General features: G+C 61.3%; 14 protein-coding genes. 2 read left to right on the top strand and 12 right to left on the bottom strand.

Annotation, left to right across the window (positions count from 1 at the left end):
* Positions 1-8 precede the first annotated feature (8 nt).
* The 12 genes from KGB07_RS19615 to glnE form a co-directional block, all read right to left on the bottom strand.
* Positions 9-905: an antimicrobial resistance protein Mig-14 gene (locus tag KGB07_RS19615; protein WP_223466317.1), complete on the bottom strand. Its 897-nt coding sequence runs from the start codon at positions 903-905 to the stop codon at positions 9-11.
* Positions 905-2,035: a glycosyltransferase gene (locus KGB07_RS19610; protein WP_223466316.1), complete on the bottom strand. Its 1,131-nt coding sequence runs from the start codon at positions 2,033-2,035 to the stop codon at positions 905-907. The genes KGB07_RS19615 and KGB07_RS19610 overlap by 1 nt, the downstream gene beginning before the upstream one ends.
* Positions 2,019-3,776, bottom strand: a complete 1,758-nt coding sequence (locus KGB07_RS19605) for a carbamoyltransferase (protein ID WP_046039750.1) — start codon at positions 3,774-3,776, stop codon at positions 2,019-2,021. Before KGB07_RS19605 ends, KGB07_RS19610 begins: the two co-directional genes overlap by 17 nt.
* Positions 3,777-3,942: 166 nt before the next feature.
* Positions 3,943-4,278, bottom strand: a complete 336-nt coding sequence (locus KGB07_RS19600; protein WP_046039986.1) for a YceK/YidQ family lipoprotein — start codon at positions 4,276-4,278, stop codon at positions 3,943-3,945.
* Positions 4,279-4,517: 239 nt separating this feature from the next.
* Complete coding sequence (locus KGB07_RS19595; RefSeq protein WP_046039748.1) at positions 4,518-5,969, bottom strand: lipopolysaccharide kinase InaA family protein; 1,452 nt, start codon at positions 5,967-5,969, stop codon at positions 4,518-4,520.
* Positions 5,969-6,721, bottom strand: a complete 753-nt coding sequence (locus KGB07_RS19590; RefSeq protein WP_046039747.1) for a lipopolysaccharide kinase InaA family protein — start codon at positions 6,719-6,721, stop codon at positions 5,969-5,971. Before KGB07_RS19590 ends, KGB07_RS19595 begins: the two co-directional genes overlap by 1 nt.
* Positions 6,718-7,452 (bottom strand): lipopolysaccharide kinase InaA family protein, encoded by a 735-nt coding sequence (locus tag KGB07_RS19585; protein WP_046039745.1) that lies wholly within the window; start codon positions 7,450-7,452, stop codon positions 6,718-6,720. The genes KGB07_RS19590 and KGB07_RS19585 overlap by 4 nt, the downstream gene beginning before the upstream one ends.
* Positions 7,452-8,258: a lipopolysaccharide core heptose(I) kinase RfaP gene (gene rfaP, locus KGB07_RS19580; protein ID WP_046039744.1), complete on the bottom strand. Its 807-nt coding sequence runs from the start codon at positions 8,256-8,258 to the stop codon at positions 7,452-7,454. Before rfaP ends, KGB07_RS19585 begins: the two co-directional genes overlap by 1 nt.
* Entirely contained in the window at positions 8,259-9,380 is a 1,122-nt protein-coding gene (locus tag KGB07_RS19575; protein ID WP_223466315.1) for a glycosyltransferase family 4 protein, read from the bottom strand.
* Entirely contained in the window at positions 9,380-10,441 is a 1,062-nt protein-coding gene (waaC, locus tag KGB07_RS19570) for a lipopolysaccharide heptosyltransferase I (RefSeq protein ID WP_223461463.1), read from the bottom strand. The genes KGB07_RS19575 and waaC overlap by 1 nt, the downstream gene beginning before the upstream one ends.
* Before the next feature lies 1 nt (position 10,442).
* Positions 10,443-11,477, bottom strand: a complete 1,035-nt coding sequence (waaF, locus tag KGB07_RS19565) for a lipopolysaccharide heptosyltransferase II (protein WP_046039741.1) — start codon at positions 11,475-11,477, stop codon at positions 10,443-10,445.
* 194 nt (positions 11,478-11,671) lie between these two features.
* On the bottom strand, positions 11,672-14,611 hold the full coding sequence (glnE, locus tag KGB07_RS19560) for a bifunctional [glutamate--ammonia ligase]-adenylyl-L-tyrosine phosphorylase/[glutamate--ammonia-ligase] adenylyltransferase (protein WP_046039740.1): 2,940 nt from the start codon (positions 14,609-14,611) through the stop codon (positions 11,672-11,674).
* 383 nt (positions 14,612-14,994) lie between these two features.
* On the opposite strand from glnE, the gene aceE reads away from it, so the two are divergent.
* Both aceE and aceF read left to right on the top strand, forming a co-directional pair.
* Complete coding sequence (gene aceE / locus KGB07_RS19555) at positions 14,995-17,640, top strand: pyruvate dehydrogenase (acetyl-transferring), homodimeric type (protein ID WP_223466314.1); 2,646 nt, start codon at positions 14,995-14,997, stop codon at positions 17,638-17,640.
* Between the two features lie 11 nt (positions 17,641-17,651).
* Positions 17,652-19,616 carry a dihydrolipoyllysine-residue acetyltransferase gene (gene aceF, locus KGB07_RS19550; RefSeq protein WP_223466313.1) on the top strand — a complete coding sequence of 655 codons (1,965 nt, stop codon included), beginning with the start codon at positions 17,652-17,654 and terminating at the stop codon, positions 19,614-19,616.
* Positions 19,617-19,820 lie beyond the last annotated feature (204 nt).

Raw genomic sequence — 19,820 nt, 5'->3', positions numbered from 1 at the left:
GGCTTGGCTCATACGGTGAAGACCGGCACGGGGTTGCACCAGCGATCCTTGTATTCACGGTCGGCGCGACCGAAGGAAAAGCGCAACGGTTTGTCCTGCGCCCGGGCATGCTCCCAGGCACTTTGCGTATTGAGGAAACTCAACACACTGCCAGGGCTGAAATCGCGAGTCTCGGGATCGACCCCGCCGTTGATGTACTCGACGCTGATCCACTGCGGGGTTTCGACTCGGTACACCAGTTGAATCGCAATCGGAGCATCATTGAGGAAAATCACCGAACCGATCAGCAACTCGCGCAGTAACTCGATGACCTCGGCCATGCGTTCGGCACCCGTCGCCGGGAAACCCCAGCGGCGCTGGAACAGGTCGCAATAAATCGCCGCCAGCTCAGCGCTGGAAAATTCGGACACCGGCCGCACCACGCCGCCGGCCTCCTCCAGCAAACGCAATTCGCGGCGCTGGTTATAGCGAAATTTTTTCGACAGTTCTTCGGGCGTGCGGGCCATGGCCAGTTGTTCGGTCTGCAACCTGATGCCAGTGAAACGACCTTCGTTCAGCGCCGACAGATACCGCGCGCGATGGCGCAAAGGCGCCTGGGTATCGGCAGCGGCCGGCAGGATGATTTCGGCGTTGCCCAGGTCGAACAGACCTTTTTTGCCGCGACGCTTGAGTACGTCCTTGGACAAGGCCAGGTCGCGACCCCAGGTCGGGATCGCCGCCTTGACCTCATCGCCCTGCACCCAGGCAAGGTAACGCACCGGAATGTCAGCCAGTTGCGCCAGCCGCTCGACCACCATGGGATGCGTCGCGACGCTGCCGCCATAACGCTGCCAGGATTCGGTGTAAGTCGAGGCGTCGACTACCGCCCAGCCACGCTCGCGCCAGTCTTGAAATCGGTTGAGCATCAGCCCCTCTGTGCCAGTTCGGTAACGTGCGGCAAGTGCCAGAAAGCATCGCGTACTGCGCGGTCGGAAAAGCGTTCGCGCAAGCGCTCGAGCATCAACTCGGCACACTGCCGGCGTTGCTGATCATCCATGCCGGCCAGATGTTGCAGCCCTTGGGCCAGACGCTCGGCATCGCCCAACGGGAACAGGATGCCCACGCCTTCGACCACCTCTTTCGCTCCGCCGCACGCCGTGGCGAGCAATGGAACGCCAGCGGCCATGGCCTCCAGCAGCACCATGCCGAACGGTTCATGATCGGAACTCAGGGCGAACACATCGAAGGCCCGGAAGTAGTTACGCGCATCCGGCACCTGACCGAGGAACAGAACCCGGTCACCGATACCTAGCTCCCGGGCTTGGGCCTTGAGGTTCTCCTCCAGGCGCCCCTTGCCGAGAATCACCAACTGGCTGTTGGCGGGCAAACCCGGCAGCGCCTCGGCGAAACCCTGCAGCAGCGTGGCCTGGTCCTTGTCCGGATGCAGCCGTCCGACGTTGCCGACGATCCAGGCATCCGCCGACAAACCGAGGGTTTCCCGGGCCTCGCGAGCCGACACCTGGGTCGCCTGCAAGGCGTCCACATCGATACGGTTATACAAGGTCTGGATCCGCGAAGCCGGCCACTTCGGCAGGCATTGGCGCATGTCGTCGCGCACAGCGTCGGACACACCGAGCAGACTCAAACGCTTGCGGAAAATATGCGCGAACAGTTTGCGGCTGCCACGCTTGTAATCGTCAAAAGCGTGATGCACGCCAATGACCGGCAACGACGTGCCGAGCAAGGCGATATAGATCGGCTTGAAGCGGTGGGCGATGCAGAAACTGAAGTTGCGCGAAGCGGCGATCTTGCGCAGATCGCCGATGGCGCCCAGCTTCAGGCCACGAATGGCCTTGGAGCTGTACTCCATGAACAGCACTTCATCGCAAGCACAGCCCGCAGCGACTTCGGTGTCGGCAACCCCGGTGAGAAACACCGTGGTCACGCGATAACCGGTCCCCGCGAACAGGCTGGCGTACTGCCGTGCGCAGTCGAGGAACGGCCCGTCATAGCCGTGGCAGAACTGCAGCACATGGCGTTCAGCCGAACGTGTCATAGGCGTTCGCGCCCTCTTTGACCACCAGGATATCTTCCATGATCAGATACTGTAGATCCGAGCCGAAGAACATGTTCAGGGCGTCGGTCGGCGAGCAGATCATCGGCTCGCCACGACGGTTGAGCGAGGTGTTCAGCGACACACCGTTGCCGGTGAGCACTTCCAACGCTTTCATCATGTCGTAGTAACGCGGGTTGTATTCGCGCTTGAGCACCTGGGCGCGGGAGGTGCCGTCTTCGTGGACGACTTCCGGCACGCGGGTCTTCCACTCTTCCGCCACTTCGAAGGTGAAGGTCATGAACGGAGCCGGGTGATCGATCTTGATCATCTGCGGAGCGACGGTATCGAGCATCGACGGGCAGAAAGGCCTCCAGCGCTCGCGGAACTTGATCTGGTGGTTGATGCGGTCAGCCACGCCGGGAATGCTCGGGCAACCAATGATCGAACGACCGCCCAGCGCACGCGGACCAAACTCCATGCGGCCCTGGAACCAGGCCACCGGGTTGCCATCGACCATGATTTTGGCGATCTGCTCCGGCATGTTGTCGAGCTTGCGCCACGTCGGCTTGTTCTCGTGACGGGCGCATGCGGCAATCACGTCTTCGTTGCTGTACGACGGGCCGAGGTAGACGTGTTCCATCTTCTCGACCGGTACGCCACGGGCGTGGGACACATAGGCTGCCGCGCCCACTGCGGTACCGGCGTCGCCGGATGCCGGCTGTACGAACAGCTCTTTGACGTCGTCACGGGCGATGATTTTCTGGTTGAGCTTGACGTTCAACGCACAGCCACCGGCGTAGGCCAGTTTGCCGGTTTCCTTGAGCACGTTGCCCAGGTAGTAGTCGATCATCTGCAGCGCAATTTTTTCGAACAGCGCTTGAATGCTGGCGGCGTAGTGGATGTAAGGCTCGTCGGCGATGTCGCCTTCGCGCTTTGGACCCAGCCACTCGATCAGCTTCGGCGAGAAGTAGTAACCCTTGCCCTTCTCTTTGTAGCGACGCAGGCCGATGACGTTGGCGTAGTCGGTGTTGATCACCAGCTCGCCGTTTTCGAACGAAGCCAGGCGCGAGAAATCGTATTTGCTGGCGTCGCCGTACGGCGCCATGCCCATGACCTTGAACTCACCGTCGAGCATATCGAAACCGAGGAACTCGGTGATCGCGCCGTACAGGCCGCCGAGGGAGTCCGGATCGAAGAATTCCTTGATCTTGTGGATCTTGCCGTTTTCGCCGTAACCGAAGAAGGTCGTGGCGTACTCGCCCTTGCCGTCGATGCCCAGGATCGCGGTTTTCTCTTTGAAACCGGAGCAGTGATAAGCGCTGGAGGCGTGGGCCAGGTGGTGTTCGACCGGCTCGATCTTGATCTTCTTCGGATCAAAACCCAGTTGCTCCAGGCACCAGACGATCTTGTTGCGATAGCGCTTGTAGCGACGGTTACCCATCAGGATTGCGTCGAGTGCGCGGTCCGGGGCGTACCAGTAACGCTTGGCGTACTGCCAGCGGGCCTTGCCGAACAGGCTGATCGGTGCGAACGGAATCGCGACCACGTCAACGTCGGACGGCTTGATACCGGCCTGTTCCAGGCAGAATTTCGCCGATTCGTAGGGCATGCGGTTCTTTGCATGTTTATCGCGTACGAAGCGCTCCTCTTCAGCCGCCGCGACCAGCTTGCCGTCGATGTACAGGGCTGCGGAAGGATCATGGCTAAGGGCGCCGGACAGGCCAAGAATCGTCAATGCCACAGGGGTCTAGCCTCTTTAGTCTGCATGCAGGCGCAAGCGCCTCAAAAATTAATGTGCCCTCGCAAGGGGCGAGAGACAGCTAAAGGGCGGGATTATAGCGTAAAAGCGGCGGCAAACCTCTAGCTGCAAGCGGCATGCAACTACGGCCGGGGCCTCGCGGCATTTTTTATCCGCGCACAGGTCGCCAATAGATGGAGATACTACCGTCCACGCTTTGCCGGTAAATCGTGTACGGCAAGACAACGGTATCCAGCGCGCCAGACACGACCAGGTCCACCAAAACCAGCGGCACAAGGATACCCGTAGGGTCTGGCGGAGCATTTAACACACAGAAGTCGTAAGCGAGGCCGCTGTAGACCCGGGGAATGGACTGGCAATAGGTCTTTTGCCTGCGTAACCCCCGCGCTGCGTCGGCCTCATCCTGCAGGACGGTGGCAGCGGTCCCGCAGCCCGTTAGCGACACTGATAAAACACCCGCTGAAACTGCCATTTTGATCGTCACAGCCTGCCCTCCGAGAACGTCAGGCAAACTAGCATCGGGGCGGTTTCAGCCACAGTTCATGACTTCCCAAGATCGCGTAGGACGGTTCACAAGAACCTGTCGCCCTTCTCGGTTGGCAGTTCCGGCCCCTTCACGAGCAAGCCCGCTCCCACACTTGATCCATGTCGCGCACAAATTTTGTGTTCGCTGGAGAGCTAATGTGGAAGCGGGCTTGCTCGCGAAAGGACCGAAGGTCCGATTCAGGCCGCGCTGGAGATGTCCTTGGGCAAACGCTGATCAATGACCTGATAAAGGGCACTGCCTTCAGGCCAATTGCGCATGAACCGCGCGCGATCCCTGGCATACGCCGGGGCGAAGCTGCCGAGGGAGCCGTGCCGGCACATCGAATCGAGGTCGATCAACGCCCAGTGATCCTGCTGCCAGAACAGGTTATGTCCCTTGAAGTCGCCATGGCTGATGCGTAGACGAATCAACTCGGCGAACAGATGATCCAGTGCCGCCAACTCGGCTTCCGGTGCATCGCCACGCTCCACATACGGCGCAAAACGCTCGATGATGTCCGGCCCCGGCAGGTACTCGGTGATCAGGTAAGCCCGGCTGCGCAGCCACAGGAAACGCTTTTCCAGCAACGCCAGCGGCTTGGGCGTGGCAATCCCGAGGAACGCCAGGCGATTGCCTTCGCGCCAGGAATGCCAGGCCCGGCTCGGGCGCCAGAAACGCTTGAGCCAGTGGGCAAAACCCTTGATGTTGTAGCGCTTTATCACCAGCGTGCGGCCATCCACCTCGACCTTGCCGACGCTCGCCGCACCGCCGGTCTTGTACAGATGCCCCTGATCGAGCAAGGCATCAGCCTGCTCCAGCACCGGCAGCATGGCCGCTTCTTCCTCGCGGCGAATCGCCCGCAAGCCGAACGCCCCGCGCTGGACGCTGAACAGCGTGCACTCGCGGCCGACCTTGATCAGGAAGTCCTTGAGGCGCCAGCTGCGGACCTTGTCGATCTGCTTTTGCAACGCTTCCATAGGCAAGGCGTGTTCGCCGTTGCTGAGCAGGTAATACACCAGCAACTCTTCAATGAAGGGTTCGATCGACTTCGGCAACTGGGCGAAGAACACCCCGAGGTTTTCCAGGACCTTCTGCCGGGACAGCGGCTGGCCAGGCGTCTCGCAGCAGATGCCCGCGCCATCGATCAGGTACAGGCGACCGCCCTGGCGCAGCAAGTTGTCCAGGTGCAGGTCTTCCTGCCACAGGCCCTTGCGATGCATCTGACCGATTGCACCCAACGCCTCGGCCAGCACAGCCCCTTGTCCATCGGACAGCACGGGCTGCTGCTCAACCTGCTTCCAGGTGTCACCAAGGCTCTCGGCATGCTCAAGGAAATCAAACAGCAGCCAGCCACCCTCGCCTTCTTTCAGGCCATCGGCCAACAGCTGCGGCGTGGTCAGCCCTTGTGCAGAGAGCAGGCGCACGCCGTCCAGTTCACGCTGAAAATGCCGTGCGGCCTTGCTGCCAACCAGCAATTTGGCCAACACCGGCCGGCCACGCCAGACGCCGGCACCGACATAACGCTGCCCCGGCAACACCCGCAACAGGCTCAGCAGTTGCAGTTCGGCGGGGCCGGCGGCATCAGCCAGCGAAACGCTCAGCGGCAACGCCGGATTGCGGCCGGCGGACTTCAACTCGGATAAACGCATCAGCGTGGTCCCTTTTGGCTGCGCCGCGTCGTCAAACGCCGCAGCCAGCTGTCGATCAACAAGCTGTCCTGCGGTTGGTCCAAATAAGCGGCCAGTAATTGCCGCAGTTGCGACTCGCCCCACTCGGGCGCGCGGCGTGCCAGCGGTTCCAGATCCTTGATTCGGTCACGCTGCCCGTACAGCAGCGGCCGGGTCTTTTCCAAGTCGATCAATTGAGCCTGATAGCCATTGCCGGTGGCGCGCATGAAAATGTGCTTGGGATAGAAGCACCCGTGCACCTGGCGCGCAGCGTGCAGCTGCCGGGCCAGTTCGCCACTGGCCTTGAGGATTTCCAAGTGCTGCTCAGGGCTCAAGTCAGCCCAGCGCTGCAACAGCGAGTCGAGGTCGTCCCAACCGTCCAGGGCACGGGTCATCAGGATCGCGCGGACTTCGCCATTGACCTTGCGCTCCCCGTAGAACACCGCTTCCAGCGCCGGAATGCCCATCTTTCGGTAACGGGAGATGTTGCGAAACTCGCGAGCGAAACTCGGCTCACCGAATGGTGCGCGCAGGGTGCGGGTCAGGTAGTTGCTTTGGCGCTTGAGGTAGAAACCATGACCTTCCAGATCCAGCCGAAACACGCTGCTCCAGCCGCCGCGACCGGTGTTGGGCTCGTCCACCGCATCGAGCTGTTTGGCCCAGAGTGCCTCGAACGTGCCGAGGCCATGGCGCTCAAGCAGCGCTCGGTCCTCAGCGGCCAGAAAATCAGTCATTCGCGTCCCTCGAAAAATCTCACCACATGCCGGATACGTTTTTTGTCCGCAGCGTTGAGCCGGGTCCGGTTGCGGTATTGCAGGTAAAAGCGCAGGCGCTGGGTAGCCGACAATTGATATTTGGCGACCTTGTCCAGGCACGCCAGATCCTTGGTAATACGGTACTTGAGCCAGAAACCGCGCCAGAAATCGCCGTTGGGGCAATCGATCAAAAACACTCGAGCCTCATCGTCGATCAGCAGGTTGCGCCACTTCAAATCATTATGGGTGAAGCGGTGGTCGTGCATGGTCCGGGTGTATTGGGCCAGCTGACGACTGACGGTATCGACCCAGGCGCGATCCGACAGTTTCGGGTCGCGGCGCTCGGCCAGTGCCGACAAGTCCTCGGTGCGCGGCAGCTCCCGGGTAATCATCGCGCCGCGAGCGTAGGCCGCACCGCGCCGCTCCAGCCCCCAGGCCACCACTTCGGCAGTGGGGATCCCCCACTTGGCAAAGCGCTTGAGGTTCTGCCACTCCATCTTCACCCGAGGCTTGCCCAGGTAACGCCGCAAGCCTTTGCCAGCGCCCACATACCGCTTGACGTAATAGTTGACGCCATTGCGCTCGACACGGATGACCTCCGAGAGCACGTCACTGGTCAAACGCTCGCCTTGCAGCGCAAACACAGCCTCGAGGCTGCCAAAGTCATCGGCCAGCTCGCTGTAGGCCGGATCCAGTTTCCAACCCGACATCAGAGCGCATCCCCGTATCGCTGTTTACGCTCGTAGAGCTTGTTGGCCTTGCCGTCGAGCCATGCCAGCAAAGACGCCTCTTCAATCAGGATCTGACGCAGCGGCTGCTGGAAATAGCCTTTGAGGAAACGCAGCTTGTCGCGGCGGGTCAGGCCGATGTCCAGCGCGGAAAAGTACAGCGCGGCCAGGTCCTTGTTGCGCCAGCGCGAGGTGATCGCCGGGCGGGTCTGGGCACGATGCAGGTCGATCACCGAGAGCTTGAAGTCATCAAAGGTCACCGGCTTGTCGGTGTGCAGCAGGAAATGGCAGATGTAGCAGTCGCGGTGGTTGACCCCGGCGCGGTGCATCATGCCGGTCATGCGGGCGACTTCGGCGATCAGCGCGCGCTTGAGTTTTGGCTCGGGCGGCTGCCGGGTCCAGTTGATGCTGAAATCTTCGAGGCTGACTGTCGGCGCCAGCTCTTCGGTGACGATGAACGAGTGCTGGTCGGCCGGGTTGCTGCCCTTTTCGCCATACGCGACGGCGGTCATGGTCGGCACGCCGACTTCCTGCAGGCGCTGAATCGCCTTCCACTCCTGACCGGCACCCAGTACAGGAAGCTTGGCAGTGAGCAGGTTCTTGAAGATTTCGCCCCAGCCGATGCCACGGTGGATTTTCACGAAAAACCCGCTGCCGTCGACTTCCGTGCGTAATGTCCGGCGTGCTTCCAGCTCGCGGTACACCTCGCCCTTGAGCCCCTCGACTTCGGCGAACGGGTCGCGTCCAGCCCAGAGGCTCTTGAACGGTTCAGCCAGCATCAACTTCATTTAAGCGTGCTCCGCCAGAATCACATCGGCCGCGTGCTGCGGCATGCTATAGAGGTCGGCCGTTTCGGCGAAGGCCAGACCATTGCGGCTCCAGGCCGCCCTTGCTTGAGCGTCGTTCAACATGCCGGTCAGGTACTGCGTCAGTTGTGCCTGATCGAACGGCTCGTCCAGCACCAGGCCCGCATCGGCCTCGGCGATGTAATGGGCGTAACCGCACACCGCACTCACCAGCACCGGCAGGCCGGCCACCAGGGCTTCGAGCAAAACCGTTCCGGTGTTTTCGTTGTACGCCGGGTGGATCAACAGGTCAGCGCCCAACAGGAAACGCGGGATATCGCTGCGCCCCTTGAGGAACGTGACGTTGTCGCCGAGCCCCAATGTCGCACTCTGCATCTGGAATAATTTGGGGTCATCCTGGCCAATTACAAACAGCTGGGTGCGTTTCTTAAGATCAGCGGGCAATGCCGCCAGCGCCTTGAGGCTGCGGTCCACACCCTTGGTCTTGAACCCGGAGCCGATCTGCACCAGCAGCAGTTCGTCGTCCTTGAGATCGAATTCAGCGCGGAACCCGGCGCGAATTTCATCGGCATCCGCCGGTCGGCGACGGTCCTGGGCGATACCCGGTGGCAGCAGGTGGAAGCGCTCCAGCGGCGTGTCGTAATGCTTGATGAACAGCGGCTGCTGGACTTCGGAAATCATCAACACTTCGGTCTTCGCCTCTTTGGCGAACACCGCCCGCTCGTATTCGGCGAAGTGGCTATAGCGGCCCCAACGGCGATACAGCGAGTTACGCAGGTTCTGCGCCTTGTCTTCGAAGCAGCCGTCGGCCGCGTAGTAGACGTCCAGGCCCGGCATCTTGTTGAAGCCGATCAGGCGGTCCACCGGGCGCTTGGCCAAGTCCGCCTCCATCCACTCGCTGAGCTTCTCGTTGCGGCGATGGTTGAAGAACGCCTTGACCGGCGCCACCTGCACTTCGAAACCCGGAGGGACGTCGCCTTCCCAGATCAGCGTGTAGACGCGAATCTGATGGCCGCGCTTCTGGCACTCCAGGGCGATTCGCATGAAGTCGCGCTGCAAGCCGCCAAACGGAAAATATTTGTACAGGACAAATGCCAATTGCATCAGCGCAGCTCCTCAGCCATTAACAACGTGCTCAGTCGGCTGGCGACACGCTCGGGATTCAGACGCGTGAAGCACAACGGCCACTCGCGTTTCAGGTCAAACTGACGGCCATCTTCGGCCGTCGGTTGGTAAGTGCATTTCTTTTGCAGGCACGGTGCACAAGGGAAGTCGCTGGCCATGTGAATCTGCACCTTGCCATAGGCGCCGGTCAGGCCCGGGTTGGTCGGGCCGAACAGCGACAGCGTGGGCACATCCAGCGCGGCGGCCAGATGGCCCAGACCGGTGTCCACCGCCACGCAGGCCTGTGCGCCCGCCAGCACCTTGCCGACACCGGCCAGATTCAATTTGGGCAACACTTCGGCGTGTTTGAACCCAGCAGCGATGCGCTCGGCCCGGGCTTTCTCCAGGGCATTGCCCCAGGGCAGCTTCACCCCTACGCCAAGGTAGCCGACCCGCTCGGTCAGCTCGCGCCAGTAGGCTTCGGGCCAGTGCTTGGTGTCCCAGGTGGTGCCATGCAGAAACACCACGTACGGGTTCTTGCGCGGCAACTCCACCAGGCGCTCGATATTCAGCCCGTAATCGCCCAGGCCTTTGGGCAAGTCATAGCCCAACGCGATGGCGAACAACTGACGCACTCGCTCCACCGCGTGCTGCCCACGGGCAACGGCCAGGCGTCGATCGTAAAAGCGCGCAGCGATGGGCTCGCGCGCCGAGTTTTTATCGAGACCGGCCACCGGGGCCTTGACGTAACGGGTCAGCCAGGCGCTTTTCAGCAAGCCCTGGGCGTCGATCACCAAGTCATATTTGGTGGCGCGAACGCTTTGCTTGAAGCGTTTCCACTCACCGCTCTTGATGGTCTGCCAGATGTTTTTGCGCCAGCGACGGATCGCCACCGGAATCACCTTGCCCACCGCCGGATGCCAGGTCGGGATTTCGGCAAAGCCTTCTTCCACCACCCAGTCGAATTTGATGCCGGGAATCGCCCGCGCCGCGTCGGTCAACGCCGGCAACGCATGAATGACGTCGCCCAGCGAAGAAGTCTTGATCAACAGAACCCGCAAGCTATTTGACCTCGACCGGAGTGCCTTGCAACCGCTGCAGGGCTTCGTTCACCGCTTGCGGCATGAGTTGGCGCAGGCAGTTGTAATGGCCGAAACGGCAGGTGCGGTCGAAGCATGGACTGCATTCGATACCCAGGCGAACGACTTCAACGTGCTCGGCCAATGGTGGTGTGAAACCTGGTGACGTCGAGCCGTAGACCGCGACCAGCGGGCGATTCAGGGCGGCGGCAACGTGCATCAATCCGGAGTCGTTGGACACCACCGCATCGGCACAGGACATCAGGTCGATGGCTTCGGCCAGCGAGGTGCCGCCACTGAGGTTCACTGACTCTTCACGCAGGCCGGGAATCAGCCGCGCGCGGATGTCTTCGCCCACGGCGTGATCGTTTTTCGAACCGAACAGCCAGACTTGCCAGCCTTCGCGGATCTTCGCTTCGGCAACCTTGGCGTAATGCTCGGACGGCCAGCGCTTGGACTCACCAAACTCGGCGCCGGGGCACAGGGCCAACACCGGACGGTCGAGGGCCAGGCCGAATTTGGCCAGTGCAGCTTCGCGGGTAACCGGGTCGATCTGCAGGCTCGGACGCGGATACGGCTTTGGCAGCTCAACGCCCGGCTCAAACGCCAAGGCCATGAAGCGCTCGATCATCAACGGGTAACGATCCTTGTCCAGCGTGCGCACGTCGTTGAGCAGGCCATAGCGGAATTCGCCACGCCAGCCGGTGCGCTTCGGGATGCCGGCAAAGAACGGCACCAGCGCCGACTTCAGGGAGTTGGGCAACAGGATCGCCTGGTCGTACTGGCCAGCCAGGGATTTGCCGATGCGCCGACGCGTTGCCAGCTCCAGGACACCGTGACCGAGCGGAAAGCTCAAGGCCTGGCGAACTTCGGGCATGCGCTCAAGAATCGGCCGGCTCCACTCGGGGGCCAGCACGTCGATTTCGCATTGCGGGTGGCGTTGTTTCAGACACTGGAAAAGTGTCTGCGCCATCACCATGTCACCGACCCAACTGGGCCCAACGATCAGAATTTTCATGTGGTTTCCATAAACGAACCGGGGAGGCCTATGCCTCCCCGCCTCGAGAATTCTACAAAACACCGCAGATCTACCGTGGGAGCTAGCCTGCTCGCGAAAGCGGCCTGACCGTCAGCATAGATGCTGGTTGTGACGACCTCATCGCGAGCAGGCTCGCTCCCACATTTGAATCTCTTCGCTCCAACCGGAGCGTTTCAGCTCAGCCCCAGCTCACGCCAGATCCGCATGACCTGCTGCCGTTCGTCTGCGAACTGGTCGCCCGGTATCACCCCGGGGTCCTTCTGCAAGGCCTGCCGGTGGGCGGCGGAGCGGTAAGCTTTATACGCTTCACGCAACAGGCTGGCATCTTCGACGGGCATCAGCCCTTCATGCTCCAGCCCTTCCAGAATGCGGATGTTGTCCGTCCAGCGCAGCAATGGCGGGTGTGTTTCGGACCACGCCAGGGCCGCGTATTGCACCATAAATTCAATATCGACGATACCTCCGGCGTCCTGCTTGATATCGAACGGCACCGTGGCTTCGAAGGCATTTGCCCCGGTGCCGGCCGCCGTGCTCTTGCTGCCAAGGTTATCGCGCATCTTGGCGCGCATCTCACTGACCTCCTGGCGCAGGGTCGGCAGATCACGGGTCTTGCCCAATATCGCAGCGCGGACTTTCTCGAAGGCCTGGCCGACATCCTGACTGCCCACCAACACCCGCGCCCGCACCAGCGCCTGGTGTTCCCAGGTCCAGGCTTCGTTCTCCTGATAACGGGCAAACGCCCCCAGGGAACTCACCAGCAACCCCGACGCCCCGGACGGCCGCAGACGCATGTCCACTTCATACAGCTGCCCGGAGTTGGTCTGCGCCGTCAGCAAGTGAATGATCCGCTGCCCCAGCCGGGTGAAAAATTGCGCACCATCGATGGGTTTGACGCCATCGGTTTCAGCCTGCGGATCGCCGTCGTGGATGAACACCAGGTCCAGGTCCGAACCATGCCCGAGTTCCAGGCCGCCGACTTTCCCATAACCGACAATGATGAACCCGGGATCGCACAAAGTGCCATCGGTGCGCAGCGGCGTGCCGTACTTGGCCACGGTCTGGCGCCAGGCCAGTGCCAGCACTTGCTCCAGGATCGCTTCGGCGAGCCAGGTCAGGTAATCGCTGACCTTCATCAGCGGCAGGCTGCCGGCGATTTCCGAGGCAGCCACCCGCAGGCGGTGCGCCAGCTTGAAGTGACGCAGGGCTTCCATTTGCTGTTCGAGGTCGTCTTCGGGAATTCGTGTCAGACGCTCGCGCAACTCTGCCGCCAGTTCTGGCGCCAGTGGCGGCTTGAACAGCCGGCCTTCGTTGAGCAATTCGTCGAGCAGCAGCGGGAAGCGGGTGATTTGCTCGGCGATCCACGGGCTCGCCGCGCACAGCGTCAGTAACCGCCGCAACGCACTGGGGTTCTCGGTCAACAGCACCAGATACGCGGAACGACGGGCCACGGCTTCAACCAGCGGCAGCACCCGTTCCAGTACCAGGTCCGGATTGTCATGTTCCACGGCCTGCGCCAGCAAACGCGGAATAAAAGCATCGAGACGTTCGCGACCCAGACGCTGCATCGCCCTCAACTGCGGGCTGCTGCGCAAGCCGGCCAGGGCCCTCAAGGCTTTTGGGGCATCCTTGAAACCACCTTCCTCCAGTTGGCGGCAGGCGGCCTCATCGTCCTGGGCCTCTTCCCACAGCGGCAACCACTCACCACCGACCACCACTTCGCTTTCGGCGCCCTGCTCTTCATCGGGATCGGCGATCACCTGCCCGAAGTGCCAGGCAATACGGCCGCGCCAGTACATCAGTTGCTCGTGGAACGCCGTCCAGTTGGCGAAACCCAGCATAAAGGCAATACGCGCCTGATCCTGCTCGCCATTGGGCAACATTTGCGTCTGGCGATCGGCAATCGCCTGAATCGCGTGCTCGGTGTAACGCAGGAATTCGTAACCTTCACGCAGCTCGCTGATCACGGCCGGCGGCAGGTAACCCTGACCTTCCAGCGTGCTCAGCACCTTTAATAGTGGGCGCTGCTGCAAGCTCAGATCGCGGCCGCCGTGGATCAGCTGGAACGCCTGGGCAATGAACTCGACTTCGCGAATACCGCCGGAACCGAGCTTGATGTTGTCGGCCATGCCCTTGCGCCGCACTTCCTGCTGGATCAGCTGCTTCATGGTGCGCAGCGCTTCGATGGCGGAAAAATCCAGGTAACGTCGGTAAACGAAAGGTCGCAGCATCTCTTGCAGTTGCGCGCCGGCCACCTGATCGCCGGCCACCACCCGCGACTTGATCATCGCGTAGCGTTCCCAGTCGCGACCCTGATCCTGGTAATACTGCTCCAGCGCGTTGAAGCTCAGTACCAGCGCGCCCGCCGAACCGTAAGGACGCAAGCGCATGTCGACGCGGAATACAAAGCCGTCGACGGTCATCGGGTCCAGGGCCTTGATCAGCCGCTGACCCAGCCGAATGAAGAACTCCTGGTTATCCAGCGGGCGTTTGACGCCGACGGTTTCGCCGCCCTCGGGGTAGGCAAAAATCAGGTCGATGTCCGACGACAGGTTCAACTCCACGGCACCGAGCTTGCCCATGCCGAGAACGACCATCTGCTGCGGTTCGCCGCTGCGCCGCCCGGTCGGCACGCCGAACTGCTGACAATGGCGCACGTACAACCATTGATAGGCCTGATCGATGCTGGCATCGGCCATGTCCGAAAGGTCGCGGCAGGTCTGGATCAAATCGGCCTGGCGGGTCAGGTCGCGCCAGATGATCCGCACTTGATGGCGTGCACGCTGGCGGCGCAAGGCGCGGCCAAGCAGATCCTCGGTCTCGGCCACGCTCACGGCGGCCGCGATCTGCCCGCACAACTCGCCGGGAGCGAAGCTACGGTCCAGTTCGCCGGACTGCACCAGCTCCAGCAACATCAAAGGGTCACGAACACACTGTTCAATCACGAAATCGCTGGCGGCGGTGACGCGGGCAAATTGCGCCCAGCGTTCCGGCGTCCAGGCAGACAGCCAATGGTCATCGTCCAGGGCGGCGACGGCAGCCCGGAACGACTGCTCGGCGCGGGTGACAAGCGGCAGGAGAATGGCGGGCAGTTCGGCAAGCGAAGGGAGGCTCATGGTCTATCCTTGATCGGCGTACAACGGACTGCATGTAGTGGTTTTCGAAAACCCACTACCTGAGGGAGTGTCGAACAAAAGTTAGAAATAGCTGAAATTTCTTCAATTTTGGCAGACAGCATCAAGCTTTTACCTTTTGTAGTTGGAAAAAGACCAACCTTAACGATTATTCTCACAACGCAGCCGGGGGCCACAAGCCGCTCTTCTGTAGTTTTACTACTCGTATATACATTAGCCGGGCTGAAATGCCGGAAGATTTGTAGTAAAACTACACGCCGCCGGAACAACCTATCGGCAATCCAAGAATTTATATCGTCTGCCCACAAGGCCAGTCGCAAACTCAGGCAACCGATTCTGGAAGCCTTTCCGCCCTGGAGCAAGCCATGCAAGACCTCGATCCCGTCGAAACCCAGGAATGGCTGGACGCCCTGGAATCGGTTCTCGACAAAGAAGGCGAAGACCGTGCTCACTATCTGATGACCCGTATGGGTGAACTGGCGACCCGCAGCGGTTCGCAGTTGCCTTACGCCATCACCACGCCTTACCGCAACACCATCCCGGTAACCCACGAAGCACGCATGCCTGGCGACCTGTTCATGGAACGCCGCATTCGCTCGCTGGTACGCTGGAACGCGATGGCCATGGTAATGCGTACGAACCTGAAGGATTCTGACCTCGGCGGTCACATCTCCAGCTTCGCCTCCAGTGCGACCCTGTATGACATCGGCTTCAACTACTTCTTCCAGGCCCCGACCGAAGAACACGGCGGCGACCTGATCTACTTCCAGGGCCACACCTCGCCAGGCGTTTACGCCCGCGCATTCATGGAAGGCCGCATCACCGAAGACCAGATGAACAACTTCCGCCAGGAAGTCGACGGCCAGGGCCTGTCGTCCTACCCGCACCCTTGGCTGATGCCTGACTTCTGGCAGTTCCCGACCGTATCCATGGGTCTGGGCCCGATCCAGGCGATCTACCAGGCACGTTTCATGAAGTACCTGGAACACCGTGGTTTCATTCCTGCCGGCAAGCAGAAAGTCTGGTGCTTCCTGGGCGATGGCGAGTGCGACGAGCCGGAATCCCTGGGCGCGATCTCCCTGGCCGGCCGCGAGAAGCTGGACAACCTGATCTTCGTCATCAACTGCAACCTGCAGCGCCTCGACGGCCCGGTTCGCGGCAACGGCAAGATCATCCAGGAACTCGAAGGCGTGTTCCGCGGTGCTCAGTGGAACGTGACCAAAGTCATCTGGGGCCGTTTCTGGGACCCGCTGCTGGCCAAGGACACCCACGGTATCCTGCAACGTCGCATGGACGAAGTCATCGACGGCGAGTACCAGAACTACAAAGCCAAAGACGGCGCGTTCGTCCGTGAGCACTTCTTCAACACGCCTGAACTCAAGGCGATGGTCGAAGACCTGTCCGACGACGAGATCTGGAAGCTCAACCGTGGCGGCCACGACCCGTATAAGGTCTACGCGGCGTACCACGAAGCGGTCAACCACAAAGAACAACCGACCGTCATCCTGGCCAAGACCATCAAGGGTTATGGCACCGGTGCCGGCGAAGCGAAGAACACTGCGCACAACACCAAGAAAGTCGACGTCGACAGCCTGAAGTTGTTCCGTGATCGCTTCGACATCCCGGTCAAGGACGACGAGCTGGAAAACCTGCCATTCTTCAAACCCGAAGAAGGCAGCGCCGAAGCCCGTTACCTGAGCGAGCGCCGTACCGCACTGGGCGGCTTCGTACCTCAGCGTCGCGCCAAGAGCTTCAACATCCCGACTCCGCCACTGGACACCCTCAAGGCGATCCTGGACGGCTCGGGCGACCGCGAAATCTCCACCACCATGGCCTTCGTGCGGATCCTCGCGCAACTGGTCAAGGACAAGGAAATCGGCCCGCGCATCGTGCCGATCATCCCGGACGAAGCCCGTACCTTCGGTATGGAAGGCATGTTCCGTCAGCTGGGCATCTACTCCTCCGTCGGCCAGCTCTACGAGCCAGTCGATAAAGACCAGGTGATGTTCTACAAGGAAGACCAGAAGGGCCAGATCCTCGAAGAAGGCATCAACGAAGCGGGCGCCATGAGCTCCTTCATCGCTGCCGGTACTTCGTACTCCAGTCACAACCAGCCGATGCTGCCGTTCTACATCTTCTACTCGATGTTCGGCTTCCAGCGTATCGGCGACCTGGCATGGGCCGCTGGCGACAGCCGCACCCGTGGCTTCCTGATCGGCGGCACCGCCGGCCGTACCACCCTGAACGGTGAAGGCCTGCAACACGAAGACGGTCACAGCCACCTGCTGGCCGCGACCATCCCGAACTGCCGCACCTACGATCCAACCTACGGCTACGAGCTGGCGGTGATCATTCAGGACGGCATGAAGAAGATGACCGAAGAGCAACAGGACGTCTTCTACTACATCACCGTGATGAACGAGTCGTACCAGCAGCCAGCCATGCCGGCCGGTGCCGAAGAAGGCATCAAGAAAGGCATGTACCTGCTCGAAGAAGACAACCGCGAAGCGGCGCACCACGTTCAGCTGATGGGCTCCGGCACCATCCTGCGTGAAGTCCGTGAAGCAGCGAAGATCCTGCGTGAAGAGTTCAACGTCGGCGCCGACGTATGGAGCGTTACCAGCTTCAACGAACTGCGTCGCGACGGCCTGGCCGTTGAGCGCACCAACCGTCTGCACCCTGGCCAGAAGCCTAAGCTGAGCTACGTCGAAGAGTGCCTGAACGGCCGTAAAGGTCCGGTCATCGCCTCTACCGACTACATGAAACTGTTCGCCGAGCAGATCCGTCAGTGGGTACCGTCCAAGGAATTCAAAGTCCTGGGCACCGACGGTTTCGGCCGCAGCGACAGCCGCAAGAAACTGCGTCATTTCTTCGAAGTCGACCGTCATTTCGTGGTGTTGGCAGCCCTGGAAGCACTGGCTGACCGTGGTGACATCGAACCTAAGGTTGTGGCTGAAGCCATCGCCAAGTTCGGTATCAACCCGGAAAAACGCAACCCACTGGACTGCTGAGGAGAGATTCTGTGAGCGAACTCATTCGCGTACCTGACATCGGCAGCGGTGAAGGTGAAGTAATTGAACTGTTTGTGAAGGTCGGCGACCGTATCGAAGCCGACCAGAGCATCCTGACACTTGAGTCGGACAAGGCGAGCATGGAAGTGCCTGCGCCGAAGGCCGGTATCATCAAGAGCCTGAAAGTGAAGCTGGGCGATCGTCTGAAAGAAGGCGACGAACTGCTGGAGCTGGAAGTCGAAGGTGCCGCGCAAGCGGCCCCTGCGGCTGCCGCTGCGCCAGCCGCCAAGGCTGAAGCCAAACCGGCTGCAGCACCTGCCGCCGCCCCGGCTCCTGCTGCGCCGGCTGCTGCCAGCGTTCAGCAAGTGCACGTGCCGGACATCGGCTCGTCGGGCAAGGCCCAGATCATCGAGATCCAGGTCAAGGTCGGCGACACCGTCGCAGCTGATCAGTCGCTGATCACCCTGGAATCCGACAAGGCGAGCATGGAAATCCCGTCGCCTGCCGCTGGCGTGGTCAAGGCCATCAGCGTCAAGCTCAACGACGAAGTCGGCACCGGCGACCTGATCCTGGATCTGGAAGTGGCAGGTGCTGCTGCACCGGCTGCTGCCGCTCCAGCTCAGGCGGCCGCACCTGCCGCCGCTGCTCCAGCGCCTGCCGCTGCCGCACCGGCTGCTCCAGTGGCCGACAGCGTTCAGGACATCCACGTTCCGGACATCGGTTCGTCGGGCAAGGCCAAGATCATCGAAGTCCTGGTCAAGGCCGGCGACACCGTTGCAGCCGACCAGTCTCTGATCACCCTGGAATCCGACAAGGCGAGCATGGAAATCCCATCGCCAGCCGCTGGCGTGGTGGAAAGCGTTTCCATCAAGCTCGATGACGAAGTCGGTACCGGCGACCTGATCCTGAAACTGAAAGTCAAAGGCGCCGCTCCGGCCGCTGCTACAGCGCCTGCCGCTGCCGCTGCCGCACCGAGCGCACCTGCTCCAGCCGCTGCAGCACCTGCCGCCGCCGCACCTGTTGCTGCCCCGGCTGCCGCTCCAGCCAAGCCTGGTGCAAAAGTTCACGCCGGCCCAGCCGTGCGTCAACTGGCCCGCGAATTCGGCGTCGAGCTGAGCGCCGTTGGCGCCAGCGGCCCGCACGGTCGCATCCTGAAGGAAGACGTGCAGGTTTACGTCAAGGCCATGATGCAGAAGGCCAAGGAAGCACCGGCCGCTGCTGCTGGCGCAACCGGTGGCGCGGGCATCCCGCCGATTCCGGTCGTGGACTTCAGCCGCTTCGGTGAAATCGAAGAAGTGCCGATGACCCGCCTGATGCAGGTCGGCGCTGCCAACCTGCATCGCAGCTGGCTGAACGTGCCGCACGTGACGCAATTCGACTCGGCGGATATCACCGAGCTCGAAGCGTTCCGTGTTGCCCAGAAAGCCGTTGCAGAGAAGGCCGGCGTCAAGCTGACCATCCTGCCGTTGCTGCTCAAGACCTGCGCACACCTGCTCAAGGAACTGCCGGACTTCAACAGCTCGCTGGCACCAAGCGGCAAAGCAATCATCCGCAAGAAATACGTGAACATCGGCTTCGCCGTCGACACCCCGGATGGCCTGCTGGTGCCGGTCATCAAGAACGTCGACCAGAAGAGCCTGCTGCAACTGGCCGCCGAGGCTGCTTCCCTGGCTGAAAAAGCCCGGACCAAGAAGCTCTCGTCGGACGAGATGCAAGGCGCCTGCTTCACCATTTCCAGCCTCGGCCACATTGGCGGCACCGGCTTCACGCCGATCGTCAACGCGCCGGAAGTGGCGATCCTCGGTGTTTCCAAGGCAACCATCCAGCCAGTCTGGGACGGCAAAGCCTTCCAGCCGAAACTGATGCTGCCGCTGTCGCTGTCCTACGATCACCGTGTGATCAACGGCGCCGCTGCTGCACGCTTCACCAAGCGTCTGAGCGATCTGCTGGGCGACATCCGCACCATGCTCCTGTAACACCGACCGGCCCTCCTTCACCGGAGGGCCTGTTGCGTTCCACGTTTCCGAGCGCCACGCTCGTACCTCAACCCCGCCAATTTGGCGGGGCTTTTTTTTGCCTGAATTTTTTACTTAAAACGTCTTCCTACATTTGTGGCTGATATCGCCCACAACTCGAATCCATTTCTGCCAGATATTTTTTCGGGCCAAATAACTAGCCTT

Origin of the sequence: Pseudomonas sp. GL-RE-26 (assembly GCF_019956275.1) — a bacterium.
Lineage (GTDB): Bacteria > Pseudomonadota > Gammaproteobacteria > Pseudomonadales > Pseudomonadaceae > Aquipseudomonas > Aquipseudomonas grandcourensis.
Note: the sequence above shows the minus strand (reverse complement) of the source record. Positions and strands in the feature narration are given on the sequence as shown.